23 protein-coding genes and 1 riboswitch are annotated in these 26,503 nt (G+C 46.9%); of the genes, 9 read left to right on the forward strand and 14 right to left on the reverse strand.

All coding sequences use genetic code 11. The annotated features are described in order from the left end of the window. The first annotated feature begins 43 nt into the window (after window positions 1-43). Window positions 44-1,210 carry a trans-sulfuration enzyme family protein gene (locus tag DCW36_RS00150; protein WP_114783809.1) on the forward strand — a complete coding sequence of 389 codons (1,167 nt, stop codon included), beginning with the start codon at window positions 44-46 and terminating at the stop codon, window positions 1,208-1,210. A 176-nt stretch (window positions 1,211-1,386) separates the two neighbouring features. Here DCW36_RS00150 and DCW36_RS00155 read toward each other — a convergent pair whose 3' ends face one another. The 5 genes from DCW36_RS00155 to DCW36_RS00175 all read right to left on the reverse strand — a co-directional run bounded on the left by DCW36_RS00155 (window position 1,387) and on the right by DCW36_RS00175 (window position 6,597). Then, complete coding sequence (locus DCW36_RS00155) at window positions 1,387-1,827, reverse strand: OsmC family protein (RefSeq protein ID WP_114783811.1); 441 nt, start codon at window positions 1,825-1,827, stop codon at window positions 1,387-1,389. A gap of 157 nt (window positions 1,828-1,984) precedes the next feature. Then, window positions 1,985-3,262 carry a sulfate adenylyltransferase subunit 1 gene (locus DCW36_RS00160; protein WP_114783813.1) on the reverse strand — a complete coding sequence of 426 codons (1,278 nt, stop codon included), beginning with the start codon at window positions 3,260-3,262 and terminating at the stop codon, window positions 1,985-1,987. Between the two features lie 2 nt (window positions 3,263-3,264). Then, window positions 3,265-4,173: a sulfate adenylyltransferase subunit CysD gene (cysD, locus tag DCW36_RS00165; RefSeq protein WP_114783815.1), complete on the reverse strand. Its 909-nt coding sequence runs from the start codon at window positions 4,171-4,173 to the stop codon at window positions 3,265-3,267. Window positions 4,174-4,211: 38 nt separating this feature from the next. Beyond that, entirely contained in the window at window positions 4,212-4,931 is a 720-nt protein-coding gene (locus tag DCW36_RS00170; protein WP_114783817.1) for a phosphoadenylyl-sulfate reductase, read from the reverse strand. A 518-nt stretch (window positions 4,932-5,449) separates the two neighbouring features. Next, a riboswitch (SAM riboswitch) is annotated at window positions 5,450-5,554 on the reverse strand. 323 nt (window positions 5,555-5,877) lie between these two features. Continuing rightward, a complete protein-coding gene (locus DCW36_RS00175; protein ID WP_114783819.1) occupies window positions 5,878-6,597 on the reverse strand; it encodes a hypothetical protein in 720 nt (239 codons plus the stop codon). Between the two features lie 556 nt (window positions 6,598-7,153). Here DCW36_RS00175 and DCW36_RS00180 point away from each other — a divergent pair. Then, entirely contained in the window at window positions 7,154-7,495 is a 342-nt protein-coding gene (locus DCW36_RS00180; RefSeq protein ID WP_125185498.1) for a hypothetical protein, read from the forward strand. 99 nt (window positions 7,496-7,594) lie between these two features. On the opposite strand, the gene DCW36_RS00185 is transcribed toward DCW36_RS00180, so the two are convergent. From DCW36_RS00185 to DCW36_RS00205, 5 genes are all read right to left on the reverse strand, one after another. After that, a complete protein-coding gene (locus DCW36_RS00185; protein ID WP_125185499.1) occupies window positions 7,595-7,843 on the reverse strand; it encodes a hypothetical protein in 249 nt (82 codons plus the stop codon). Between the two features lie 240 nt (window positions 7,844-8,083). Next, a complete protein-coding gene (locus tag DCW36_RS00190; RefSeq protein ID WP_114783823.1) occupies window positions 8,084-9,175 on the reverse strand; it encodes an ABC transporter permease in 1,092 nt (363 codons plus the stop codon). Then, complete coding sequence (locus DCW36_RS00195; RefSeq protein ID WP_114783825.1) at window positions 9,172-10,557, reverse strand: ABC transporter permease; 1,386 nt, start codon at window positions 10,555-10,557, stop codon at window positions 9,172-9,174. The genes DCW36_RS00190 and DCW36_RS00195 overlap by 4 nt, the downstream gene beginning before the upstream one ends. A gap of 10 nt (window positions 10,558-10,567) precedes the next feature. Beyond that, window positions 10,568-12,283, reverse strand: coding sequence for an ABC transporter substrate-binding protein (locus DCW36_RS00200; RefSeq protein WP_240675980.1), 1,716 nt, complete (start codon window positions 12,281-12,283; stop codon window positions 10,568-10,570). 79 nt (window positions 12,284-12,362) lie between these two features. Beyond that, complete coding sequence (locus tag DCW36_RS00205) at window positions 12,363-12,566, reverse strand: hypothetical protein (protein WP_125185500.1); 204 nt, start codon at window positions 12,564-12,566, stop codon at window positions 12,363-12,365. Window positions 12,567-12,878: 312 nt separating this feature from the next. Here DCW36_RS00205 and DCW36_RS00210 point away from each other — a divergent pair, with 312 nt between their 5' ends. Genes DCW36_RS00210 through DCW36_RS00220 form a run of 3 tightly spaced genes read left to right on the forward strand, consistent with a single transcriptional unit; the run spans window position 12,879 to window position 17,300 of the window. Beyond that, window positions 12,879-14,363, forward strand: a complete 1,485-nt coding sequence (locus DCW36_RS00210) for a hypothetical protein (RefSeq protein WP_114783827.1) — start codon at window positions 12,879-12,881, stop codon at window positions 14,361-14,363. 49 nt (window positions 14,364-14,412) lie between these two features. Continuing rightward, on the forward strand, window positions 14,413-15,918 hold the full coding sequence (locus DCW36_RS00215; RefSeq protein ID WP_114783829.1) for a hypothetical protein: 1,506 nt from the start codon (window positions 14,413-14,415) through the stop codon (window positions 15,916-15,918). A 53-nt stretch (window positions 15,919-15,971) separates the two neighbouring features. After that, window positions 15,972-17,300: an MFS transporter gene (locus DCW36_RS00220; RefSeq protein WP_114783831.1), complete on the forward strand. Its 1,329-nt coding sequence runs from the start codon at window positions 15,972-15,974 to the stop codon at window positions 17,298-17,300. Between the two features lie 175 nt (window positions 17,301-17,475). On the opposite strand, the gene DCW36_RS00225 is transcribed toward DCW36_RS00220, so the two are convergent. After that, window positions 17,476-18,249: an AMP nucleosidase gene (locus tag DCW36_RS00225; protein ID WP_114783833.1), complete on the reverse strand. Its 774-nt coding sequence runs from the start codon at window positions 18,247-18,249 to the stop codon at window positions 17,476-17,478. Between the two features lie 69 nt (window positions 18,250-18,318). Here DCW36_RS00225 and DCW36_RS00230 point away from each other — a divergent pair, with 69 nt between their 5' ends. Then, window positions 18,319-18,771, forward strand: coding sequence for a type I restriction enzyme HsdR N-terminal domain-containing protein (locus DCW36_RS00230; RefSeq protein ID WP_114783835.1), 453 nt, complete (start codon window positions 18,319-18,321; stop codon window positions 18,769-18,771). 207 nt (window positions 18,772-18,978) lie between these two features. Here DCW36_RS00230 and ald read toward each other — a convergent pair whose 3' ends face one another. Both ald and DCW36_RS00240 read right to left on the reverse strand, forming a co-directional pair. Then, window positions 18,979-20,091, reverse strand: coding sequence for an alanine dehydrogenase (gene ald / locus DCW36_RS00235; protein ID WP_114783837.1), 1,113 nt, complete (start codon window positions 20,089-20,091; stop codon window positions 18,979-18,981). Between the two features lie 205 nt (window positions 20,092-20,296). After that, window positions 20,297-21,079, reverse strand: coding sequence for a DUF1573 domain-containing protein (locus DCW36_RS00240; RefSeq protein WP_114783839.1), 783 nt, complete (start codon window positions 21,077-21,079; stop codon window positions 20,297-20,299). A 185-nt stretch (window positions 21,080-21,264) separates the two neighbouring features. Here DCW36_RS00240 and DCW36_RS00245 point away from each other — a divergent pair, with 185 nt between their 5' ends. Beyond that, window positions 21,265-23,673, forward strand: coding sequence for an alpha-ketoacid dehydrogenase subunit alpha/beta (locus DCW36_RS00245; RefSeq protein WP_114783849.1), 2,409 nt, complete (start codon window positions 21,265-21,267; stop codon window positions 23,671-23,673). Between the two features lie 83 nt (window positions 23,674-23,756). Here DCW36_RS00245 and DCW36_RS00250 read toward each other — a convergent pair whose 3' ends face one another. Then, a complete protein-coding gene (locus DCW36_RS00250) occupies window positions 23,757-24,308 on the reverse strand; it encodes a hypothetical protein (RefSeq protein WP_114783841.1) in 552 nt (183 codons plus the stop codon). Between the two features lie 74 nt (window positions 24,309-24,382). Between DCW36_RS00250 and DCW36_RS00255 the strand changes: the two genes are divergently transcribed. Then, a complete protein-coding gene (locus DCW36_RS00255; RefSeq protein ID WP_114783843.1) occupies window positions 24,383-25,375 on the forward strand; it encodes an acyl-CoA synthetase family protein in 993 nt (330 codons plus the stop codon). 359 nt (window positions 25,376-25,734) lie between these two features. Then, entirely contained in the window at window positions 25,735-26,310 is a 576-nt protein-coding gene (locus DCW36_RS00260; RefSeq protein WP_114783845.1) for a protoglobin domain-containing protein, read from the forward strand. Window positions 26,311-26,503: the final 193 nt, after the last annotated feature.

A 26,503-nucleotide genomic window follows, 5' to 3' on the forward strand; every position in this document is an offset into this window, starting at 1 on the left:
TTGAGGCGCTGCAACTGTTTTAAAGATAATAATACGAACATCCGTGTCAGATAAAGAAACAAAAGCCATCCGGATTCAGGCAAAACGCTCGCACAACCGCGAACACTCCGTGCCGCTGTACTTAACATCAAGCTTTTTGTTTGAGAATGCAGAACAAGCCAGAGCCGTTTTTGCCGATGAAGAGCAAGGCAATATTTACTCCCGTTACTCCAACCCGAACGTAGACGAGCTGCTGGAAAAGGTCTGTTACCTGGAAGGCGCCGAAGACGGTTTTGCCTTTGCCTCGGGTATGGCAGCTATTTTTTCCAGTATGGCAGCCCTGCTCAAATCCGGTGACCATGTGCTGGCGGCCCGTGCCGTGTTTGGTTCTACGCACCAGCTGCTCACCAAAGTGTTCTCGAAGTGGGGCATCACGCATTCCTATGCCGACATCAACGCCCCCGAAACCTGGGAAGCGCTGATTACACCGGCCACCAAAATGATCATTGTAGAAACGCCTTCTAACCCGGGCCTGGAAGTGATCGACCTGGAGTGGCTGGGGCAGCTAAAGAAAAAGCATAACCTGATCCTGGCGGTAGACAACTGCTTTGCCACCCCAATCCTGCAGACACCCATCGACTATGGCACGGACCTGGTCATCCACTCGTCTACCAAGTACATGGACGGGCAGGGGCGCGTGTTAGGCGGGATGGTGGTGGGTCCAAAAGACCTGATCGCCGAGATTCGCTTCTTTGCACGCCATACCGGACCAGCCATGTCGCCGTTTAATGCCTGGATCATTTCCAAAAGCATCGAAACGCTGGCCCTGCGGGTGGAGCGCCATTGCGACAATGCCCTGAAGCTGGCCGAGGTGCTGGAGAAAAGCGACAAACTGGAGCAGGTACGTTACCCGTTCCTGCCATCCTTCCCGCAGTACGAGCTGGCCAGAAAGCAGATGAAAAAGGGGGGAGGCATTGTGACCTTCGCCGTGAAAGGTGGTTTCGACGCGGCCAAAAAGTTCATCGACAATCTGCAGATGGTCAGCCTGAGCTCCAACCTCGGCGACACCCGCACCATCGTGACACATCCAGCCTCTACTACGCACTCCAAGTTAACAGAAGAGGAGCGGCAGGCAACAGGCATCACGCCCGGGCTGATCCGTATTTCTGTCGGGCTTGAAGGGATTGATGATATTATCGGCGATATTACGCAGGCGCTGGAGAAGGTGTAGACTTTTTGTCATCTCGACCGCAGGGAGAGATCTGGACTAGCTGAGTACATTTATCTATCAGATCTCTCCCTGCGGTCGAGATGACAGTTCGTGAAACCAGTATCACATAAACAGAAACGGCTCGTAGCTTATTTAGCTGCGAGCCGCTTTGTTTTATAAGCTTATCGGCAGATACCTTACTCCTTCACATCAGCAGCTGTCTGCGTCACCTCAAAGTCGTAGCTGATAGAAGCGGTTTTTTCGAGGATGGCGGAAACAGAACAGTACTTTTCCATCGACAAGTCGATAGCCTTTCTTACCTTCTCCTTGTCCAGGTTCGGGCCGCTCAGGCGGTAGGTGATCACAATGTTTTCGAAAAGGGAAGGAACTTGTCCCTGCACACGGCTGGCATCAACGGAGATCTTAAAGGATTCAACCTGTTGACGCTGCTTTTTCAGTATCTGGATAATGTCGATAGCGCTGCAGCCGCCGAGGCCCATCAGGAGCAGTTCCATGGGGCGTGCTCCGGCATCTACGCCGCCTATTTCGGGAGAACCATCAATGTGTATGGTTACACCGGCAGTGCCTTTGGCTTCGAAATGATAAAAGTCGTTTACGCGGTTAAGTTCTACTTGCATATGGATTTAGGTAGAAGGATTGAAGTGTGAAAAATAGAGGCTGGAACTTTGCTGCCGCAGCCACCATTGCCTCTGCTGTTATTATAAAGTAAAATCCCACAATCAACACATTAAGCTGAGAGTGGGATTTTACCTGTTATTGATTTTCCGAACCGGATTAAATCATGTAGTTAAGCTCACTCTCGTGTGAAATACTGGCCACCATACCTGCTCCAACCGTGGAGTAAGATGTTTCGTCGATCAGGATGAAACCACCGTTTGCGCGGTTCTTGTCGTAGCGGTCCAGCAGCAAAGGCGTGGCCGTTTTGATGAACACACGGCAGATATCGTTCAGCTCTACCTGGTCTACATCTTCGTTGTTGTCCAGGGTATTGATATCAACTTTGTACTGGATCTTACGCACCACGGCACGCGATTCAGTTGAATTGTGGCGCAGAATCAGCTTGGCACCCGGCTTCAGGGGCTTGTTGTTCATCCAGCACACCAGCGCTTCGAATTCCTTCGATACTTCCAGGTCTTCGTCTGTTTTTACAATCACATCACCACGGCTGATGTCAATATCCGTCTCCAGCTGCATTACAACCGACATCGGAGCAAATGCTTCTTCCAGCGCTTCTCCACCCAGTTCCAACGATTTGATGGTAGATTTTGCGCCAGACGGAAGCACACAGATCTCATCGCCTTTGCGGTAGATGCCGCTGATCACTTTACCGGCATAGCCACGGTAATCGTGGTGCTCGTGCGTGTGCGGACGGATAACGTACTGCACCGGGTAACGGGCATTTTCCAGGTTAAAGTCAGAAGAAACCGGCACCTGCTCCAGGTGGTCCAGCAGGCTGGGGCCATTGTACCAGTCCATTTCAGTTGACTGCGATACGATGTTGTCGCCTTTCAGGGCGCTAACCGGGATAAAAGTAATTTCCTTTACGCGCAGCTTCTGTGCAAACTGCTTGTAATCTTCCACAATCTGGTTGTAGACATTTTGGTCAAAACCAACCAGGTCCATTTTGTTGATACAGATCACCAGGCGCGGGATACCGAGCAGCGAGGAGATGATGGAGTGACGGCGCGTCTGCTCCTGTACTCCTTTACGGGCATCAACCAGGATAATTGCCAGGTTCGAGTTAGAGGCACCCGTCACCATGTTGCGCGTGTACTGGATGTGACCAGGAGCGTCGGCAATGATAAACTTACGTCTTCCGGTGTTAAAGTACTTGTACGCCACATCAATCGTGATGCCCTGCTCACGCTCTGCCTTCAGACCGTCCGTAAGCAGCGACAGGTCTACTTCACCGTCCTCGTTTACACGACCGGAGCTTTCGATAGCTTCCAGCTGGTCAATGTAAATTTGTTTGGTATCGTAAAGCAGTCGGCCAATAAGGGTACTTTTTCCGTCGTCTACACTACCTGCAGTTATAAATCTTAATATATCCATAATTAAAAATACCCTCCTTTTTTACGGTCTTCCATGGCTGTTTCTGACAGTTTATCGTCGATACGGGTAGCGCCACGCTCACTTATTTTTGAATCTAAAATTTCAGCAATCACACTGTCTATGTCGTAGGCCACAGACTCCACAGCTGCTGTACAGGTCATGTCGCCTACGGTGCGGAAGCGAACTTTTCTTGTCACGAGTTCTTCTTCCGGATCTTTGTGGATGAAGTTAGACCAGGCCATCAGTTTACCGTCGCGCACAAGGCACTCACGTTCGTGTGTGAAGTAGATGTTTGGCAGTTCAATTTGTTCGCGCTTGATGTAGTTCCATACGTCCAGCTCAGTCCAGTTACTGATTGGGAAAGCGCGTACGTTTTCGCCCAGGTTGATGTGGCCGTTGTAGATGTTCCACAGTTCCGGACGCTGGCGCTTGGGATCCCACTGTCCAAATTCGTCGCGTACCGAGAAGATACGCTCTTTGGCGCGGGCTTTTTCCTCGTCGCGGCGGGCGCCGCCAATGCAGGCATCAAAACCAAACTCCTCGATTGTTTCCAGCAGGGTATAGGTTTGCAGACCGTTGCGGCTGGCATAGCGGCCGGTTGGCTCAGACAGGTTTTGCTTTTTGATGGTGTCTTCCACGTTGCGCACGATCAGCTTTTCGCCCAGTCTTTCGGCCAGACGGTCGCGGTACTCAATGGCTTCCGGGAAGTTGTGACCTGTGTCGATGTGCACGAGCGGGAAAGGAAACTTTCCAGGGCGGAAAGCTTTCTCCGCCAGTCTTACCAGGGTGATAGAATCCTTGCCACCCGAAAAGAGCAACGCCGGTTTCTGAAACTGTCCAGCCACCTCACGCATGATATGAATCGCCTCCGCTTCCAGCTGGTCCAGATAATCGAGATAGTACTTGTTCATTTTACAGTATTTCTAATCTTTCTATTACTCATTATAACTTAGTGTGTGTGCAGGCCGCACTCTTTTTTGGAACTGTCTTCCCACCACCAGCGGCCGGCCCTGAAATTCTCGCCTTCGGCAATGGCCCGGGTACAAGGGGCGCAGCCAATGCTTACAAAGCCCTGGTCGTGCAGCGGGTTGTAGAGGATGTGGTTCTCTTTAACAAAAGTCTTTACATCGTCGAAAGTCCACTCCAGCAGCGGGTTGTATTTGAACAGCTGCATGTTGTTGTCCCACTCGATTGGCGCCAGCGACTGCCTGTTATCAGACTGCTCGCGACGGATACCCGTAATCCAGAGTTTCACGCCCTTCAGCGCGCGGTTGAGCGGCTCCACCTTGCGGATGTAGCAGCACTCCTTGCGGTTTTCCACGGACTGATAAAAGCTCATCGGACCTTTCTCGTTCACCAGCTTCTCTACCGCTTCGGTCTGCGGGAAAAATACTTCTATCTTTTTGCCGTAGCGCTTGTTGGTGTTGTGCAGCAGGGTAAGGGTTTCGTTGAAAAGCCTGCCGGTATCCAGTGTAAAAACGCGTATCGGCAGGTTGTTGCTGTAGATGAAGTGGGTAATTACCTGGTCTTCGATGCCGAGGCTGGACGAAAAAGCGATCTGCCCGGGGAAAACCTCTGCCAGAAAAGCCAGGCTTTCTTCGATAGACTTTCCGGCAATGGCAGCTGTCAGATCGGCTACATTTATATTAACTTCTTCTATTTGACTCATTTTATTTACTGTAAATGAATTAGTTTTTGGAGAATTAAACCGGCTGTCATCGCGTCTGGCAGCAAGTTGTCTCGTAATCATTTTATTATCAGGGCTTTTCAGTAGCCTGTTTAATTATAGCTAACATAAAACAGGAAAGAAAAACTCCCGGTAACTGCCAGATTTTTCTCCATCTGTCTGAAGCTGCAAATTTACAGCCTTTTCTGAAATGCCTGTCGTAGTCCGGGTAAAGTTTTTGGTTTTGACAAAAAAGCGCCTGAAAAGGGGAGGAGCTAAGAGGTCTGACAAGTCTAAACCAAAGTCATGCAGGCATTCAGAGCATGACAGCAGGGATGGATACCGCAGCAGTAAGGAACAGCCTTGGTACAAAAACATGCCGGAGGTGGAGCACTTAGCACATGCAACAACAGCAACGTGCAAACATGCCGGTAGAAGCTTTTGGGAAAGAGAAAGGGGAAGCAGCAATATTACTGCTATCGGAACGGAAGGTGTTGAAATTCGTCATCATTGCCATAAAAAATTTATATTCTCCCGGCTTTCGGGTTAGGAAGTGGCACCTTCCCCGGTGGGGTGGTTGCCAGAGGGTCGTCGAGCCTAGTCTCTCGCCTCTTCTTCTATAAATTTTCAAAAAAGCGTACTACGGCTTTTTTTGTTGCAAAGTTAACAACTTTTTAATTTATAATTGCTTTTTCTGTTAAAATGTTTAGAAATATTTCATAATTATTAAAATTAAGTGTTGGAGCCAGGCTACCGGAGGGGGAGGTAGTGCCATTTTGCTTTCTTCTGTTTGGTTTGGCAGGTGCAGTGGGAATGGTGACGGCGGCAGCAGAATAAACTGAGGTAGTAAACAAGAAAAAGTTCTGCTGCCCCTCTCACCATTGCCGCTGCACAAATTTCTTCATGCTGGCGCTGAGGGCAAGGGCAGGCAGGTGCAAACTCCGGAGGGCTAAGCAGCCATGGCAGCAACATATTTTACCAGCGAACGTTTGGCAATCGGCAGGAGCGACTGTTCCAGCGGAACCGGCACTTTGGGTACTGCCAGAAACGTTGCCGGGTTCGGCAGTTCCTGGTTTTCTTTCAGCAACTGCACCTTCAGGTTTTCGTGCGTCAGCACCAGCCCCCGCCGGATCGTTTTCAGCAGCCTTGTATGAATTCCCCGGTACTTTTCGAAATTGTTCTGGAACACCGACATCCGGTACAGGTACACCTGCGTTTCGTGCCCGGGAAAAATATCCAGGAACAGGTAGCCCTCATCAAAGTACATCGGCGTAATCCCGACAGGACTTATTTCCAGGTGGCGTTCAATAAACTCATACAGTTCTTTTCCTTCGTCGAGTGCCTTTCCAAACAGCGGAGCGGCAAAATGAATGATTTCTTCTATCTGCTGCATGGTTTCGTCGTCTTCCACGATCTTCTCATACACCAGTTCGAGTTTTTCGAAATCGGCCTGGCTGATGCGTTGCGGAAACTGCTCGTACACCAGCTTCTTGTGCTCCTTTACCTGCAGCAGGTTCTGGTAATGCATGATAAGATCTGAGAACACCGGGTAGAGGCGCTGGTTTTGGAATTCGGATTTGGCTTCCTGCAGGTAGGCAAGCAGGAGGTACTTCTTGTATTCAAAATCGATCAGGCCTTCGGTTAGCCAGTGTACAGGTAGCGTTTTCATAACCGTAAAACAATTTTCACCCCATGCCGGTTATTTTTCGTTTAACAAAAAAGGTTTGAAAGCACGAAGCATTCAGCAAAATCTAACGACCTCAACAGAAGGAAGGTTGCAGGTAAAATTATACTTTAACCTGTGCGTACAGGTATGCTACAAAGTTGTACAGGTGTGTTAGGTATGAAAGATTTTGTACTGTTTTTCTGTAAATGAAATTTTATCTACTATTGCTTTTCATTCCCAGCGAAGGCTGCATAGAAAAGAATTTTCCTGTTTTTAAGCTTGCCAGTTAAAAACAGGTGTTCCATTGAATTGATGCGCGAAGGATATTATTGAATTAAGCAGATCGTAAAGTTTATTATTTGGATTGCAGCTGGCTGGTGTTTTGATGACTAAACCTACACTTCGTTTAAATTCAGATTTTTGGGTTAAAGGTCCGTCAAAAAAAATTTAGGTTGTGTCGTGATACTGTTTAATTATGCTGGTTTGTAACAACTCCAACTATACAATCAGGTATAGTGAACACTTAAGCCTTGTTGAAATCACCTGGCATGGTTATACTTTGTCTGAGCAGCTCCATGACGGCCTGAAGCATGTAGCTGCTGTTATTCGTGAAAAGAATGCGTTGTACTTACTGGTAGACGCCAAACGGTTAAATGCCATGAAAGCTTCGGATCAAACCTGGATAAAAAATAATTTCTTCCCGGAGCTTTCGGCCAGTGGCCTGAAAAAACTTACCCGTGTTACCAATACAGATATTTTTACGCAGGTAATTGTAGGTGATTTTGTAAAACTGGTGCAGGAAAATGAGAAGATCAGCTTTGATCTGCAAAGCTTTTACGATCGTGACGATGCGCTGGAGTGGTTGCTAAACGATATTTCTTTATCGGCAAACACCCTGTAGGAAACCTGCAGGGTGTATTGAGCCAATCCAATAAATTAATTTAATACAAACAATAAACTAACCAAATTACAAATCTTACAAGCTGTTCCGGTCAGCTCGTTAATATCGGATAAAATGAGTATTTCCAAAAAGCGTATTACTTTCTGTCAGGCCAACAAAATAGTCCCCTATAAATATACCTGAACCATTGCTGACGGCATGCGCACAAGCTGTGTGGGTAATTACTCTTCCATCAATCGTGGAATATTCAGCAACCTCAGAACCTGAAGTTAGGTTTGATGAGAAGGAAGAATAAGCATGCATGCTTCCAAACAATGTTTCGCCGTCTAAATATGAACACGTTTTCATATCAATTGTGTGCTTAGGTTCTTAACTTAAACAAATATAGAAAGGCGGCTCCTTACAAAACAGGAAAGTATAGGTGTAAAAGTAACATTCAGTTTTGAAGCTTGTTTTCACATGTAAATCGCTGAGCCAGGTGCAGGATCTACCGGGGTAGGCTGTAAAACAAATTTTAAAGGATTTTTGATTAAATAATTGCCGGTTTAATTATCTAAGAATATTTTAAAAAGGTTAAAAAGTAACATCTTAATTTTTTCTTTTCTTCAATAATTCGAGGTAGTAATAACTACATACCTGGAGTGCCAGCACCGTAAGGACCAGGAAAGCACCTGGAAAGACCACCAGCCACCAGGCTGCCGTGTTGTTTCTGATGCCTGCCATCATTCTTCCCCAGCTAACCAGGTCGGCTGGTACGCCTATTCCTAAAAAGGACAAAGTTGATTCAAATGCCAGCAGCCCGGCTAGGCCAAAGATAAATGTTACCAGTACAGGGCTAACCAGATTAGGCACAGCATGATAAAACAGTAGCCGGACAGTGGGTACACCTAAACTGGAGGCTGCTTCGATGTAAGGAAGTTGCTTTATCTTCAGAATTTCGGCACGTGCCAGCCGGGCTGTTCCCGTCCAGTAGGTGACAACTAAAACAGCAGAAAGTAACACAACCGAAGGCGGCATAAACGAAGCTAAAACAAGGATAAAAACAAGCTTTGGTATACTGGTAAAGGTTTCTATGAGCCAAAGCACCAGGCGGTCGAGTGGAATTGCAACGCCGGAACGTAGTAAGGGGACCTGCTCCACTACCCGGAGGCCAACCAGCCACAAGAGAGACACGGCCAGCAGCATCATACCCAGGCTTTCAAAAATAATGCGCTGGTTTAGGTTTAAACTGACCACCTGGAGCGGGATGTAGAGCCCCAGGTACAGAAAAATGCCGGCACACAGCACAAATAGTAACAAACGCCCCCTGCTTGTTTTCAATCCTGTATTTGCAAAATAGCCGGCACAGGTGCCCAGCACCAAACCAATAGCGGTGGTAAGTAGCATAACAGGCAGGCTGATGAAAGCGGCGGTACGGGCGCCATAGAGCGTATAGGCCAGCACATCCCGGCCGAGCGCATCCGTACCAAACCAATGTGCAGGCTTTGAAGGTTCGTTTAAGCTTATTTTGAAAGGCGGCTGGTAAACCTGGTCAAGGTGAAGAGCCGTCGGGTTGTAAGGAAGAGGCAACCAGGGCAAAAGTAACACCAGCAGCAGGAACAAGACCAGGTATAGACCAGCTACCCGGAAGATGGGTTTGGCACTCCACAAAAACATGATATCGTTCAACAGCTGCTTCATGATGCGGTGAGCCGGAGGCGCGGATCTGCTAAAGTGTAAAAAAAGTCTGCTACCAGGTGTGATATAATTTTTGCCAGCGCCACTACCAGTACAATGCCCACCATAACAGGGTAATCTCTTGCCTGCACCGCCTGCACCAGCAGGCTACCCATGCCCGGAATGGCAAATACCGTTTCTATAACCACCGCTCCGGCTACCAGGGCTGGAATAAAGTCTGATAAAAGGGTGATAATGGGGAGTAAAGCATTTCTTAGTATGTGTCTCCGGATGATTGTGCCTTCTGCAAGTCCTTTGGCTTTTGCTGTTTTAATATACTCTGTATGCGAAATATCAGCCATTGTGCGGTAAAACTGGTTTGTGAGGTAGGGCAGGTTCACAAAAACCAGGCAAATTATGGGCAGCACCAGGTAGGGTGCCATAAAAAGGATGCGTTGCAGCAGGTTCTCTTCAGCACCCGTGTAGTAGCCAAGGCCATAAACCGGGAATAGCTGAAAATAATCCGGGCTTGCGAACAGCAGCAGGAGCAGCAGTGCCAGCAGAAAAACAGGAATTCGATCGGTAAAAAAAAGAAACGGAAGAATGATCCTGCGCCAACGCCTGCCGCTTTGTTTTTGCAAAAAGATACCAAGTTCCAGTGCAAGTAGCGTTGTTAGGAGCATGCTTGCCAGCAGAAGCAGGATAGTGGCCTGGATAGCCTCTTTAAGAATAGTAAAAACAGAGCGGTTGTCGCGAAAGGAGTTTCCCAGGTTTCCCTGCAGGAGCTTCGTCAGCCACTGGTGGTACTGGTTTTGTGTGCCGTGCCAGTAGATTGCCGGTAGGAATGCCCTGTAAGGCTGTTGCCGGCGCACCAGCGTGGCTGCAGACGTTTGCAGCTTGCTTGTCAGGGAGGGGGCAGTATTACCCATGTTAGAAACGGTTTCTTTTACGGTAGCCAGTAAAGCCTCCGGTTCTGTAACGGTATACAATTTCTCGATATTAGCCAGATGGCCAGCGTTATCCCGGATGTGCAATTCCTGCCGGAGTTCTTTAATACAATTCACGTAGGCTGCCACTGCCTCTTCGTTGCCATAGTGCCAGCTTAGCTTTTTCAGCAGCTTACGCTCCTGTTCCGGAAGGTTGGCAGCGGGTGTACCTGCTTCCGCTGCAGCTTGTATGCTAAAATAGAAGAGAGGTAAATCCTGGTAGGTTTTGTGCAGAAAAGAAGCGTATGCAGCTTTACGGGCAGCAGCTGTACCTGTACTATAGAAATCACCGCTTTCCTTCAGTATATTTTCAGCCCCGAAAGTGCCGGGCAACAGCCGGCTGAGTAAAAAGATCAGGGTAGCAATGAGCCACAAGGATGGCAATGCCAGGAGTAACCGTTTTAACAGGAAAAAAAACATACGCGATGTGCTAGTCTTTGATTAAAAAAGAACTGACATCATAATGCGGTTTCAGCCCTGAAATTTTTGTATTGGTAAATCTCCGGTGAACTGCAATTCGTCCTTTCTGGTAGTAGAGCGAAACTATAGCTGCTTCCTCGTGCAGTTGCTCCTGAAGCCTCTTTAGTAACTTCGCTTTTTCTGTGTTGTTGCCCGCTGTATTGATAGCATCAAGTAAAGCATCGCTTTCTGCGTTACCGAATCCGGTGTAGTTGCTGCCGCCACTATGCGCAAAAGAGGTATGAAATAAGGGTTTGAAGTTAAATACAAACGGGTTCCCCGAAAGCGAACGGAAAAACATGTCATACTCCTGGGATTTTAGCTTCTGGTTCAGCAGGCTGTTTTCCATTGCCTGGACCGTAACGGGAATACCGATTTTAGAAGCATTTTGCTGGAAAATCAAGGCTGAATTTTCATACACCGTATTGCCTGCCCTGAAAATAACATCAAGAGTCAGCTGCTCTCTTCTTCCATTGATGTTTTTAAACCAGCCTTCTTTTTCCCTTGCCCATCCGGCTGTAGTCAGAAGTTTTACTGCTTTACCCGGATTGTAGCTGTAGAGCGGCAGTTCCTGATGATAGAACTCCTGCACCGTAGGTGGGACCGGGCCGACTGTACGGGTAGCGTAACTATTTAAAGTAACTTTGATCAGGTTGTCTGGGTCGAGGAGGTAGGCGATGGCCTGGCGGGTATGTTTATCTTGTAACTTTGGCAGGCGCGTATTCAGGCCCACAAACGTGTAGTCATAAATGGTGGGAGTGTACAGGGCGTAGTCCTGTTTAAAAGACTCATTTTGTTTTAGCTGGTCAAATTCTGCTGCCGCTATACTTTCCAATACATCCAGTTGCCTGTTTTTCAGGGCCAGTAAAGCGGTGGTATTATCAGGAATGACCTGGAAACTGATGCGTTCCGGATTGGCTGTAAGATATGACGAGGCAGCGCCGGTTGCTTTTCCCCACCAGTTTTCTTTTCGTTTTAAGGTAATATACTGTCCGGTTGCCCAATGTTCAAGTTCATAGCCTCCGCTACCCTTTAAAAGGTCTTTGTTGCGTGCGAAATCTGCGTTATTAAACCGGGCTGCAAATTGCTGGAGCTGTTTGTTTTCCGCAAGTTTCTCCTGGTTACCGGACAGTTCTGCCAACGAGAAAGATGTAAGTAACTCCTCCGGATCAAGCAGGTAAGCAGGCAGTATAAAGAAATCGCCTGTCAGTAATTCCATTTCCGGGGTGTAGCCTTCGCATACGAGTGTAAAGGTTTTAGAGCCGGAAAGTACAATGTCCTTTATAAAAGCTACCTGAGGCTTTAGGTGTTCGTTGTTTACAAGAGGAGCCTTCAGTACTTTCAGGGTAAAAGCAACATCAGCAGCTGTTACAGGGCTGCCATTCGTCCATTCTGCCTCATCGCGTAGTTGGTAGGTAAAAAGGGTTACGGAGTCTTGCCGTTCTACAGCGGGAAGACGGGCGGCAAGGGCAGGTTTAAGCTTTTCGTCAGCCAGGTCTACGGTAAGCAGGCTCTGAAACAATAAATTGATTATCTGCAGACCACCTGCATTCTGATAATTAACCGGATTTAAGGTTTCAGGGTCACCAACCAGACGAACCCGTACTTCGCCTGGCTGGCGACGTGGCTGACTACAGAAGAATAGAAAAAAGAAAAAAAAACAAACCAGCGTTGAAAATTTTCTCATCAGGACAATTAAGCGCTTATTACTTAAAGGCAAGATAGAGAAAAAAAGCTTTTTATCGCCAGATAACTACTTTGGTTTGTTAGTTACCTGGTTCAGATATAACACCGTTTTCTCCCCAGGTTCCTGTTCCACCTTGCATGTGGAGAATAGGATCATTCGAGGTCTTTCCTTTGGTTTTTTCTACTTGTGCAGCTGTGCTTTCTTGCTGCTGTTGAGACGCTTGATTAGCATTACCTACAGGCAGGCCAAATAAAAGAAGTAAATAAAGGATTATTGCTTCCATCTTTCGTGATAATAAAAAATTATGGTTTAGTTTCTGTTTTTCTTTTAGTGTTTCTTTTATTTATTGTTCGGAAGGAAAATGGACTAAGGAATTCCAAAAAGAACTCTTTATTTATCCTTCAAAAAAATAAAGCATATCCCAGTACGCTGTTTGTAGCAGCTGATAAGCAAAATAAAAAAGCTTTTTTATTTTTTGAAAGTTTGCTCTTTTTTTATTCAAAAAAAAGTAAAATTTTACTTAAAAAGTAACTTTTGCTATAAAGTTAAAAAACTGTAATTTGCTTATTTAAATGCCGAATAGCTAAAATAACCTGTGGAAGAGTTAAGAAAATTATTGGAAATAGTAACATTTTGTGAGCAAAATGATTTCACAGATTTTGAATTTAAGGAATCAGGAAAAGAAAGTACTTTAATTACAAATATCGTAGCCGGTAAATATCAAACAGATGCTGATGCAGCTCAGGATCTGTATGATGCTGATCAGAATGATGTTAGGTACAAGATGCTGAAACATCGGTTAAAGAAAAAGTTATTCAAAATGCTTTTTTTCTTTGATTTTACAAAAACTAAACTGAAGGGATATTTTCGTGACGAACAGGAGTGTAAGCATTTCATGCATCATGCTGAAGTGTTAATAAGGCAAGGGGAGTACCAGATTTCAAAACGATTGTTAAACAAAGCCCTCCTGATCTCGAAAAGGCTGGAATTTACGAACCTGGTGGTTTCAATTTTAAGGTCCAGGATGGTTATTGAAGTAGAGACAGGAACATTCAAAGATTATCTTAAAACAAAGGAAGAGCTCGATGACTGGAATTTAAAATTGTTGAATGAAACAGAAGCTCAGAACTTATTTTATACCGTTAAATTAAATTTAAACAAATCTGTAAATGCCCGAAAACAGTTTCTGCCCTTAATACCTGACATGCTTTTACGCCTGGAGGAGTTGTGGAATACAACACACACGTATGTGGCTTTCGAGATGTATTATAAAGTTAATTTATGGTTTTATGAACTTACAGGCGATTTTAAACAAATAATAACCATAACAGATAAAACAGAATCCTGGCTACAGCAGGGTTTGATCAATAAGTTTAGGTTCGATTTAAGATATCATAAATTTATAATCGTATACGCACATCTTCGCGCTAAGCTTCTGGAGGATGGATTGAAATATGCAGGTTTATACAAACAGGATTTTGATCCAAATTTCCCTAACTGGTTCTCTTATATGGAGAATTACTTTCTTTTGGCCATTCATGCGAATCAGTATGAACAGGCACAGCAACTAATTTCAGAAGTATTTAACAACACGGCCTTACAAAAGATTATGAAGGCAGCGCGCGAACGCTGGGCTTTATACAGGGCTTATCTGAACTTTGTTCATCCGACAAACTTTTTGGGCGAAGCATTCAAATTTAATGAGTTTGCAGCGAAAGTTCCGGATTATAGCAAAGACAAGCAGGGTTTCAATGTTGCCATTCTTGTGCTTCAATTCATGTACTATTTGCAGAAAGGGGATGCGGAGGCATTGCTTTACCGAATAGAAAGCATCAAAAAATATGTGCTCGTACATTTAAAAGACTCATTTAGCAGTAGAAGCAGACTTTTTCTAAAACTATTGATTTTAACCGTTGTAGAAAATTTCGATGCAGAAACCTGCAGGCTCAAAGGACACAAATACTATGAAAAACTAATCACTACTCCTCCTCCTGGTGACGCATATGCTGAAATTGAAATTATCCCTTATGAACATTTGTGGAAACTGGTACTGGACATACTGGAGAAGGATGAGGTATAATTACCGATATTTCAGGAATGCGGGGGTATAATAAAAATTGATTCTTAGAATGAACGAGTTAGAGAGATTGGTTCTGACAGTAGAGAAGCGCGCTAAAAAGTCTTTAAATAATTTTATTGATTTCTCACAAGATAGTCTAGAAGCAAAACTGTATCAGTTAGTTAAAGACAAGCTCGTGGAAAATGATGCTGCTGCCCTGGAAGCTTTATACGGCTCCGCTGCTGATCCGAAACGATATAAAATGCTAAAGTCACGGCTGAAGAAGAAGCTTTACGCAATTGTTGATACCATTGTGTTGAAAGATACTTTACTGAAGCCTTATTTATTTGAAGAACAACAGTGCCAAAACCTGATTAACAGAGCCTATATTTTATACCAGGTTGAAGAAACAGTTTTGGCTCTGAAAGTAATCTCACAAGCTATTTCTATTGCAGAGGAATATAAAATGGCTGCATTACTGTTGCGTTGTTACGAATTAAAGTATGCGATGCTGTACGAACGCAATCAGAACGATGCCTTTTTTGCTTGTGAGCATGAACTGGAAAAATACAGACATATAAGAAACCTGGAACTGGATTCCCTGATCATTTACCGCAAAGCAAGATTTGGTTTAAAACAGGCTGTCGCTGGTCGTAATGAAGCATTAAATCAACTGCCAACTGCCATCAAGCTGCTTGAAAAGAAATGGAAGGAATCGAATTCACCACTGATCTATGAATACCTGCATATACTCAGAATGCAGTACTATGAATTTATCGGGAATTATAAACAGCTTATACAAAGTGCAGATAGTACCGAAAAATTCATTGCAGAGGGAGTAATACCAAAGAACAGGTTTGATTTAAGGTATAATAAATTCATAAAAGTTTTTGCTTTCTTACAGTTACGGGAATACACTGTAGGGTTGGCATATGCACAGGATATTGAAAGTGAATTTTTGTTCGGCTCTAAAAACTGGTCGGCCTTTATGGAAAATTACTTTCTGCTGGCCCTTCAGAGTAAAGACTATCAGTTAGCTGCCGGCCTGTTACAAAAGTTTGCTGCTTCTGATGCTATTTATACAATTAATAATCCCGCGAAGGAGCGATGGGCCCTTTACATTACTTTTTATAATCTTATAACAGGTGAAAAATTTTGTCCTGAGAAAGCATTACGCAAAAAAACAGAAAGCTTATTAAAACTAACGATCAGAGACAAGGAGGGCTTTAACGTATCAATTGTCATCCTCGAAATTTTTGAATTACTAAAACAGCCGGACAAGTGGGAAGATACCAGCCACTACAGCGATCGGATACGTAAATACATACAAAAGTATCTTACTAAAAAGGAAGCAGAGCGTCCCCGGTTGTTTTTTAAGTTAGTGCTGCTCATGTTCCGCGAGAACCTGGATGCAAGTGCTTGCCGGAAAAAAAGCCGTTACCTGTTACAAAAACTAAAGAATACCCCTCTTCCGGGAGATGCCTTTGCCGAAGTCGAAATAGTACCTTATGAGCAGCTTTGGGAACTGGCGCTAAGCCTGATGGTAAAGGCAGAACGAAATTCGCTGCAATCTTAGGTAATCTTTGCACCTGCCATGCCCAGTCAGCAGGATTTTTACTAAATTTCCTCATGCAAAAGAACAATCCAACTGTAACAAGAGCCTGGTGCTTTTACGACTGGGCAAATTCGGTCTATTCCCTGGTCATCACGTCCACTATATTTCCTATCTATTATAGTGCTGTTGCTGAAAAACCGGATGGGACGAGCCTTGTGAATTTTCTTGGCTTTTCGCTGGAAAGTTCGGTGTTATATTCCTATGCCGTATCAGCGTCTTTCCTGATAATTGCTGCGCTAAGTCCGTTTCTGACGGCTATTGCTGACTACAGCGGCAGAAAAAAGTTGTTTATGCAGCTTTTCTGCTACCTGGGCTCGGTTTCCTGTATTGGCTTGTACTTTTTTACGCGGGAAACTTTTACCATGTCGGTTATGCTGTTTGTGCTGGCTTCGATTGGCTTTAGCGGCAGCATTGTATTCTATAATGCCTACCTGCCCGAGATTGCAACCGAAGATAAGTACGACCACCTGAGTGCGCGGGGCTTTGCCATGGGCTACATCGGCAGCGTGCTCCTGCTCATCTTTAACCTGGCCATGATCCAGAAGCCGGAGTGGTTTGCCATTGCGCCCGATAACAAAAGCCTGCCGCCGCGCATTGCTTTCCTGACGACGGGGCTCTGGTGGTTTGGATTTGCGCAGTACACCTTTTATCATTTACCAGGCAACATCTACAGGCGCAACCCGCAGGGCAGCTGGATATTGAACGGCTTTACGGAGCTGAAGAAAGTGCTGAACCAGGTAAAGGAATTGCCGGTGCTCAAACGCTTCCTGGTTGCTTACTTCTTTTATAACATGGGCGTGCAGACGGTCATGTACGTTGCCACCATTTTTGGAATCGAGATACTCAACCTGCCCAGCGATGCGCTCATCATCACTATCCTGATCATACAGCTCGTGGCCATTGCTGGTGCTTATGCTTTTGCCGCTTTGTCGAAGCGTTTTGGCAATGTGCGGGCACTTATTCTGGCTGTATTTATCTGGGTGGGTATTTGTGTGGGGGCCTATTTTATTTCTGATAAACAGGAGTTTTATATCCTGGCGGCTGTTGTTGGTTCTGTGATGGGAGGCATCCAATCCTTGTCCCGGTCAACTTACTCCAAGTTTATTCCGGCTACCACCGTAGACCACGCCTCTTACTTTAGCTTTTATGATGTAACAGAAAAAGTTTCTATCGTGTTAGGTACGCTGGCGTACGGTGCTATAGCGCAGTACACAGGCAACATGCGGAACAGTGTGCTGGCCTTAGGCTTGTTTTTCGTGGTGGGGCTTCTCTTCCTGTTTTTTGTGCGGGGAAAGCAGGTGAAGGGGCAGGGCGAGCATGAGCTAAGGAAGCAAAAGGTGTAAAAAGTTTGCTTTCAAGTCTGCTGAAACAGAATTTGTTTGCTTGATTTTTTTGAGCAGCAGGTAAAGGAATGGTGGCAGTGGGTACAGCATATATCAGCTGGTTTTTGCCTTGTTTTGTTCTGCACCCACTGCCACCAGAGCCTCTCCTCCTTAGCCAGTCACTAGCATCTGAAGTTTATTCAAACCGAAGGTGTTTTACCGATTCGCCGGAATTGATCAGCTCCAGCAGGGCATCAATGCCGATCAGCAGGTGCTTTTCCACGTAATTGGAAGTTACCAGTTTGTCGCTTTCGGAGGTCTTGACACCCTCGGGTATCATGGGATTGTCTGAAACGAGCAGCAGCGCTCCGTGCGGAATTTCATTTACAAAACCTACGGTAAAAATAGTGGCCGTCTCCATATCGACACCCATCGCCCGGATCTGGCGCAGGTATTCTTTAAAATCCTCGTCGTGCTCCCACACCCTTCGGTTGGTGGTGTAAACGGTGCCCGTCCAGTAGTCCATTTCGTGCTTTTTGATCATAGACGAAACTGCACGCTGCAACCGGAATGAGGGAAGCGCCGGTATTTCGGCAGGCAGGTAATCGTCGGAGGTACCTTCGCCCCGGATTGCGGCAATGGGCAGGATCAGGTCGCCTACCTGCGTTTTCTTTTTCAGGCCGCCGCATTTGCCCAGAAATAGCGCCGCTTTGGGTTTTATGGCCGACAGCAGGTCCATCACCGTAGCAGCCATGGCACTTCCCATACCAAAGTTAATGATGGTGATGTTGTTGGCTGTTGCCGTTTGCATAGGTTTATCAATACCCCGCAACTCCACCCCAAACTTATCGGCAAACATCCTGACATAGTTGATGAAGTTGGTCAGCAAAATGTATTCGCCAAACTCGTTCAGCGGCACACCTGTGTAGCGGGGGAGCCAGTCGTTCACAATTTCTTCTTTCGTTTTCATGGCAGTTTTGTCTAATCAGTTACTACGTGAAAAGTAGGGGAGCTGCTATAAATCCTGTAATTTTGAAATATGTATACGTTAAATCTGCCTCCGTTTGCTTATAAACTGAAACAAAGCGGTCCTGATTCCCTGATTTTTGATGAGCTGCGCCGCAAATATGTGGTACTAACGCCGGAAGAATGGGTGAGGCAGCATTTTATTCATTACTTACGGAACAGCCTGCATTACCCGAAAGGCCTCATCAGCGTGGAAAGAGGCGCAACTTACAACAGGCTCCAGAAACGCACTGATATCTGCATTTACGATAACTCAGGCACCCCGCACCTGCTCGTGGAGTGCAAAGCGGCGCATGTACCCATCACGCAGGAAGTCGTAAAACAGGTTTCTACCTACAACCAGACGCTCCGGGCCAAATACGTCGTCATCACAAACGGGCAGGAGCATTATTGCTGGGAAGTTAATTTCGAAACCCGTCGGTTTGTGCCGCTGCAGGAGATTCCAGCTTACGATCAGGTGCTTTGATATTATTTCCTTTTGAAAGTGGAGCTGCAGAGGCAATGGTGGCAGCAGCTGAAAACAAGTTAGCCCCTGGCAGGCATAAAAACGGACGAAAAACGCTTCTGCAGCAGCCACCACACCCGCTGCTCCCGGGCTGGATAAACATTTAAAGAAAAACAGCCTGCTGATAAATCTCAACAGGCTGTTTTACAGGATGATGCTATCAAAATGCTAAAGAACTTTTTCGATGTCTGCATGCTCCAGGTTAAAAGCTTCGGCCACACCTTTGAATACTACCTGCCCGTGTACTACGTTAAGCCCGGCTTTTAGCTCGCTGTTTTCGGCACAGGCGCGTTTCCAGCCTTTGTTGGCCAACTCAATGGCGTAAGGTAAAGTGGCATTGGTCAGCGCGAGGGTAGAGGTATAAGGCACTGCTCCCGGCATGTTTGCCACACAATAATGTACCACATCGTCAATCACATAGGTTGGGTTCTGGTGCGTGGTCGGTTTGCAGGTTTCGATACAACCACCCTGGTCTACTGCTACGTCTACCACCACGGTTCCGGGGCGCATCAGTTTCAGCATGTCGCGGGTAACCAGGTGGGGCGCTTTTGCTCCCGGTATCAGCACGGCTCCGATAATCAGGTCGTGGGTGGGCAGCAGCTCCCGGATGTTATATTCATTGGACATGAAGGTGTTTACGTTGGCTGGCATGATGTCGTCGAGGTAGCGCAGGCGTTGCAGGTTCGTGTCCATTATCGTGACATCGGCTCCCATGCCTGCTGCAATTTTTGCGGCATTGGTACCTACCACACCGCCACCCAGTATCAGTACTTTAGCGGGGCGCACGCCTGGTACGCCTCCAAGTAAAATGCCACGTCCCAGCAACGGTTTTTCAAGGTATTTAGCTCCTTCCTGTATCGCCATTCTGCCGGCAACTTCCGACATGGGCACCAGCAGCGGCAGGCTTCTGTCGGCTTTGGTTACGGTTTCGTAGGCCAGGCAAACTGCTTTGCTGGCGATCATGGCATGGGTAAGCGGCTCATGCGAAGCAAAATGGAAATACGTAAACAGCAGCTGGCCTTCTTTTATCAGGTTATATTCCACCTCCACAGGCTCCTTCACCTTAATTATCATTTCGGCAGTGGCGTAAACCTCTTCCAGGGTAGGAAGAATATGGGCGCCTGCCTTTACATAAGCTTCGTCTGTAAAGCCGCTTCCTTCCCCTGCCTCCGACTGCACATACACTGTATGGCCATTTCGGACCAGCTCGATCACCCCGGCAGGAGTAGCACCTACCCGGTTTTCGTTGTTTTTAACTTCTTTTGGAATACCAATAATCATAAAATGTAGCGTGTAGATTGTAGTTTTTTCGAGTGGTGCAAATATACCACAACTTCGGCACTTAACTAAATTAGTGTGCATGCATACTACATTTACAGGCAAATTGTACCGGAAGAAGAAGGGGGGCAGAAGTGGGAGGGGGTAAAATGAAAAAAGGCAGCGATATAATCACTGCCATTAGTACAAAATAAAACTATGAAAAAAACTATCTGAAAGGTGCCGGCTGATTGCCTTCCCTTAGCATATTTTTTGAAGCCAGACTCTCAACTACATTTGCTTTTAATGTAAATTTCAGGTCTGTCATTATAATGTCGTTTGAAAAGATATTTACTACCTCGTTTTGCTCATTTAACATGGTTGGTACATAAATAAGTTCCAACGTTGCCTGTTTTCCTGGTTTTAATCCCTGTTCCGAAATACGGTAGCTTACGCAGTTGCAGGCAGACTTAATGCCCTGGATCACCAGGTCCGATTTACCGGTGTTCTTGATGGTGAACTTGGCTACTGCTTTTTGTCCTTTTTCAAGTTTTCCGAAATTGTAAGTGGTGGTTCCAACAGCCAAACGCGGAGAGTTTGCCTTTTGTTCCGGGGTGTAACTTGTTTTTGTATCTTTTGGTCCAACCTCTCCTTTTATATAAAGAATGGTGCTGGGAGTAGCCGCATTCGAGGTAACGGTAATGGCCTTATGGAATGGGCCCGGACGACCTGCACTATTATATACAGCCTTGATCACGCCTGTTTTGCCGGGTAGAATCGGATCTTTGGTCCAGTCCGGGGTGGTACAGCCGCAGGAGGGTTGCACATTGGCGATCACAACCGGCTGGTTGCCTACGTTCTTTACCTTAAATTCGTAAGTTGCCTGCACACCCTCCGGTACTGTTCCAAAGTCGTGGGTTTCTTTCTCAAATTTAAGCTCGCCCTGCGCGCTGGCGCTGAAACCGGCCAGTAAAAAACACAGTGCAAACAATAGGGATAATGATTTTCTCATACTTTATTTTTTATATAGTAAAATACTATTTTATCCTGTGATACACAAACAAAGATATAAAAACTTTTTACAAAAAAATAGTTTCCATAACCATGCCAATTTTTCAGGAAAAGGCCCTGATTTGAAATGAAGGTAAATTTAGTTACTTTTGATACAAACATTTGTACAGCCCTTAGTTGAAAAACATGCATACTGCTGAAGTGTCTATAACTCAGAAACTAACAATCCAGGAGATTCTTAACGACTACCGCATCGGGTGGGAGAGCCGGCAGGCCAGCCTGACTGGCCGAAAAGAGGTTTTTATGGGCAAAGCAAAGTTTGGTATTTTTGGTGACGGGAAAGAGCTGGCGCAGTTGATCATGGCTAAGTTTTTTATGCCAGGCGATTTCCGGTCAGGCTATTACCGCGACCAGACCTTTATGTTTGCCATTGGTGAGCTTACACTTCAGCAATACTTTGCACAATTGTATGCCCACACCGATGTAGAGGCTGATCCCTCTACTGCCGGTCGTGCCATGAACGGCCACTTTGGTACGCGACTGCTCGACGAGGACGGGAACTGGAAAAACCTGAGTCAACTTAAAAATTCCAGTGCCGATATTTCTCCCACAGCTGCGCAAATGCCCCGCCTGGTGGGCCTGGCCTATGCCTCCAAACTTTACCGCCAGAACCCGGAACTGCAGCACCTGCACCAGTTTTCGGTAAACGGAAACGAAGTGGCTTTTGGCACCATTGGCAATGCCTCTACTTCCGAAGGAGCTTTTTTCGAATCCATCAATGCCGCCGGTGTGCTGCAGGTGCCCATGCTTATCTCGGTTTGGGACGATGGCTACGGCATTTCCGTGCCAAATGAATACCAGACCACCAAAGGAAGTATTTCCGAAGTGCTTTCCGGTTTTCAGCGCCACAGCCGCGACGAGCAGGGCTATGAAATTTTCCGGGTAAAAGGATGGGATTACATCGGCTTGTGCGAAACTTACGAAGCAGCCGTGCGGCTTTGCCGCGAAGAGCATGTGCCGGTGCTGGTGCACGTAGAGGAGATGACGCAGCCGCAGGGGCATTCTACCTCCGGGTCGCACGAACGCTACAAATCCAAAGAGCGGCTGGAGTGGGAGCTGGAGTACGACTGCCTTAAAAAAATGCGCGAGTGGATTCTCGAAAACGGCTTTGCTACCGTAGAGGAACTCGACCAGATTGAAACCGAAGCCAAAGATGCCGTACGCACCGCCCGCGGCCTTGCCTGGAATGCTTTTGCCAGTGATGTAAAAATTGATCATGAAGAGGCGCTGCGACTGCTCGATAACCTGGCTGCTGCCTCCGAACACATACCGGCCCTGGCTACCATTGCCGAAGAGCTGCGCAAAACCCTTAACCCCATCCGGAGCGATGCTGTAAGAGCAGTTCGCAAAGCACTGCGCTACGTAACCCACGAGCGGAACGAAGCAAAACGCGAGCTCACCGGTTGGCTGGAACAGGCGTTGGGCGAAAATGCCGAACGATACAACTCTTATTTATATAGCCAGTCCGAAGACTCGGTGCTGCTGGTGGATGAAGTGAAAGCCGAATACAGCGAGGAGCCGCCTATGGTCGACGGCAGGGAAGTACTGAAGGCCTGTTTTGATGCCATGCTGGCGCGTGACCCGCGGGTGTTTGCTATCGGCGAGGATGTTGGACTGATCGGTGATGTGAACCAGGCTTTCTCCGGGCTCCAGGAAAAATACGGAAAACTGCGCGTTACCGATACCGGCATCCGGGAGTGTACGATTGTAGGGCAGGGGATAGGCGCCGCCTTGCGTGGCTTGCGGCCCATAACCGAAATTCAGTACCTCGATTACCTGATTTATGCCCTGCAGATCATGTCCGATGACCTGGCTACGCTGCACTACCGCACCAAAGGGGGCCAGAAAGCGCCGGTTATCATCCGTACCAGGGGCCATCGCCTCGAGGGTATCTGGCATTCCGGTTCGCCTATCGGTATGATCCTGCACAGCATCCGTGGCATTCATGTGCTGGTGCCCCGCAACATGACACAGGCGGCAGGCTTTTATAATACCCTGCTGAAAGCGGAGGAGCCGGCGCTGATAATCGAATGCCTGAACGGGTACCGCTTAAAGGAGGCAATGCCCAGCAACATCGGAGAGTTTACCGTACCGCTTGGCCAGCCGGAAATTCTGCGGAAGGGCGAGCACGTAACGGTGGTTACCTATGGCTCCATGTGCCGCATTGTGCTGGAGGCTGCGAGTCAGCTGGAAGAGTTCGGCATCTCCTGCGAGGTGATAGACGTACAAACCCTGCTGCCTTTCGATATCAACCACACCATCACCGATTCTATCAAAAAGACCAACCGCGTCCTGTTCACCGACGAGGATGTGCCCGGTGGTGCCACGGCCTTTATGATGCAGCAGGTAATAGATGAGCAGGATGCCTGGAAGTTCCTGGACTCCAAGCCTTTAACCCTGCCGGCACAGGCACACCGTCCGCCATACTCCACCGACGGCGACTACTTCTCGAAACCAAACGTAGAGGATGTGTTTGAATATGTTTATTCGCTGATGCACGAAGCAGACCCAAAAACGTATCCGGCTCTGTACTGATGAATAGCTACCCTTTCAAAAAAAATCCCTGCAGTAACGAATTGCTGCAGGGATTTTTTTATGATTTCAAGTGCCAACGCGTATTACCGGAGTAACGTAATTTCGTTTGTTGTTACCGTATTGCTTTTAAGCGGAACAGGCTGTGTTCTGTCGTAAATAAAGATATCAAATTTAGCGACCTTACCGGCCAGGTTCGGGAATTCTGATGTGATGTCGAACGTATATTTGATTTTACCTTCCAGGGGTTCAGGGCGGTCGTCGTTCGATATCCTGGGGAAACGGCCACTGAGATCAAAACCTGCCACCGGGAACTGGTATTCCTCGAACGCAGCTGTACCATCCGGTTGTGGCTCTTTTACCAGGAGTTTTACAATAAAGTTTTTATCATAGGGCGGACTGTTAAAGGGGGCAGGCGGTTCAGGCGAAAGACCCAGGTTTCCGTCCCCATCCTGGAAATAAACCACGATCGTAATCTGGTGATGCTTGAGCCTGTTTTCGTCAACAAAGATAGTTTCCTGTATCTCTTCGAAATTGATATGGGGCTTCAGATCAAAGTTCGGCTCCTTACGGCAGGACGTGCCGGCCAGCACAAGCAACAACACCAGGAAGGCGCAATACTTTACAAGGTATTTCATGAGGTTGTCTAAAATTGAAGCTAAATTTACTAATTCAAACGAACAGATGTCGTATTTGTTATAACTAAATTTGGATGGATTTTAAAACCGAACATATCCGGCGGCTGCACCAGAAAGACTTCGACTTTGAGCAACTGGCGCTGGAACTTTTCCGCTTCCAGGCACAGCACAACGAGGTCTACAAAGAGTACCTGTCTCATCTGCACATACTACCGGAACAGGTAGCGCGCCTGGAGCAGATTCCTTTTCTGCCCATCGAGTTTTTTAAATCGCATGCCGTTGTAACCGGTACGTTTAAGCCGGAGCAAACATTCCTGAGCAGTGGCACCACCAAAGCCACGCGCAGCAGGCACCATGTGTCGCACCTGGCCTGGTACACGCGCACGGCCGAACTTATTTTTGAAGACTTTTTTGGCAGTTTCCAGCAATACGAGGTGCTGGCGCTCCTGCCATCTTACCTGGTGCAGGGCGGTTCTTCGCTCGTAACCATGGCGGCTCATTTCATGAAGCTGACGGGGCAGCGGGAGGAAGGCTTTTTCCTGCACGATTATAACAAGCTGCTGGTGGCTATCCGGCAGGCGCAGCAGCAAGGAAAGAAGGTATTGCTGATAGGGGTATCTTATGCACTGCTGGACTGGGCCAGGAAACTGCAGGGTAGCGAGAACTTATCGGATGTGATCTTTATGGAAACCGGTGGCATGAAGGGGCGCCACCGCGAAATGATACGGGAGGAGCTGCACGCACACCTCAAACAGGGCTTTGGCGTGAGCCGCATCTGCTCCGAATACGGCATGACGGAATTGTTATCGCAGGGCTACTCCCTGGGCGAAGGCATTTTCAGGCCGGGCTTCAGCATGCGCCTACTGCTGCGCGAGCTCAACGACCCGTTCCAGGTAAGCAACAGCATGCGCTCCGGCGGCATCAACGTGATCGACCTGGCCAACGTGGACTCCTGCGCCTTTGTAGAGACAAAAGACATCGGGCGGCTCTACCCGGATGGCAGCTTTGAGGTGCTGGGAAGGTTTGATAACTCCGACATCAGGGGCTGTAATTTACTTATTGCCTGAGATTTTTTCTGCAGCCCCTGCCACCACACCCTCTGCAGCTGCTTCCAGGGGTACAGCAGCATTTCAGGTTCTGCTGTACCTGCCTCCACACCCTCTGCAGCTGCTCGGCGTGCTACCGAACATTAAAAAAATCTCTTTGCTGTTCTGTGATCTGCTGAATATTTTCTGCGTATTATTCAGTAATTTATGAGTTAAAGCATGTAATACCAAATAGTAAAATGTACCTTCCGTTAAAAGGCCTTCAGTAGCTAGCTTAGTTGCAGTTCGCCCACAAGATCCCCTACGGGAATGACAATGGGAGGAATAGTTTTATGGAACCACGTATATACTATCTGGTATAACCGGTAAAATTTTCTACTATGGATCAGATTAAAGGATATGCATACGGGCAGGTAGGTACCTCCCCCGTAACACTCGAAGACCTGAACCTGCTCAAAAAGACGGTTCTTTTTACAGAAGAGGACGAAAAGTATCTGCGGATGGCAGGTGACGTGCTCAAGGACCAGACGGACCAGGTGCTGGATCTGTGGTATAACTACGTTGGCAGCAACGAACACCTGCTGTACTACTTTTCAAAAGACGGGCAGCCCAACACGCAGTACCTGGATGCCGTCAGGGCCAGGTTTAAGCAGTGGATCCTGGACCTGTGCAACCGCCCCTACGACCAGGAGTGGCTGAACTATCAGCATGAGATCGCCTTGCGGCACCACAGCACCAGGAAGAACAAAACTGATCATGTCGATACTGCTCCCATCGTGCACTACCGCTATATCGTCGCGTTTATCTATCCTATTACAGCCACCATCAAAGGCTTCCTCTCCAAAAAAGGACACGATGCAGAAACAGTCGCTAAAATGCACGATGCCTGGTTTAAAGCAGTTACCCTTACGGCCATTCTCTGGACTCATCCTTATATCAACAAAGGCGAATTCTAAGCCTGATATTAATATTTAGTTGCTTCCATATAACTATTTTTCTCTCCTGTCATCCGGGAGGGATCTCATACCTTTACCACAAGCGTATACAGTACAAATTTTATATACTTTTAAAAGACAGATGCAGGAAGGTAACTATAGGGAATCTACATACACTTGGTGATATGGACCACAAGGAATCTCCTTCCTGTAT

The organism is Botryobacter ruber (assembly GCF_003347595.2).
GTDB lineage: Bacteria > Bacteroidota > Bacteroidia > Cytophagales > Hymenobacteraceae > Pontibacter > Pontibacter ruber_A.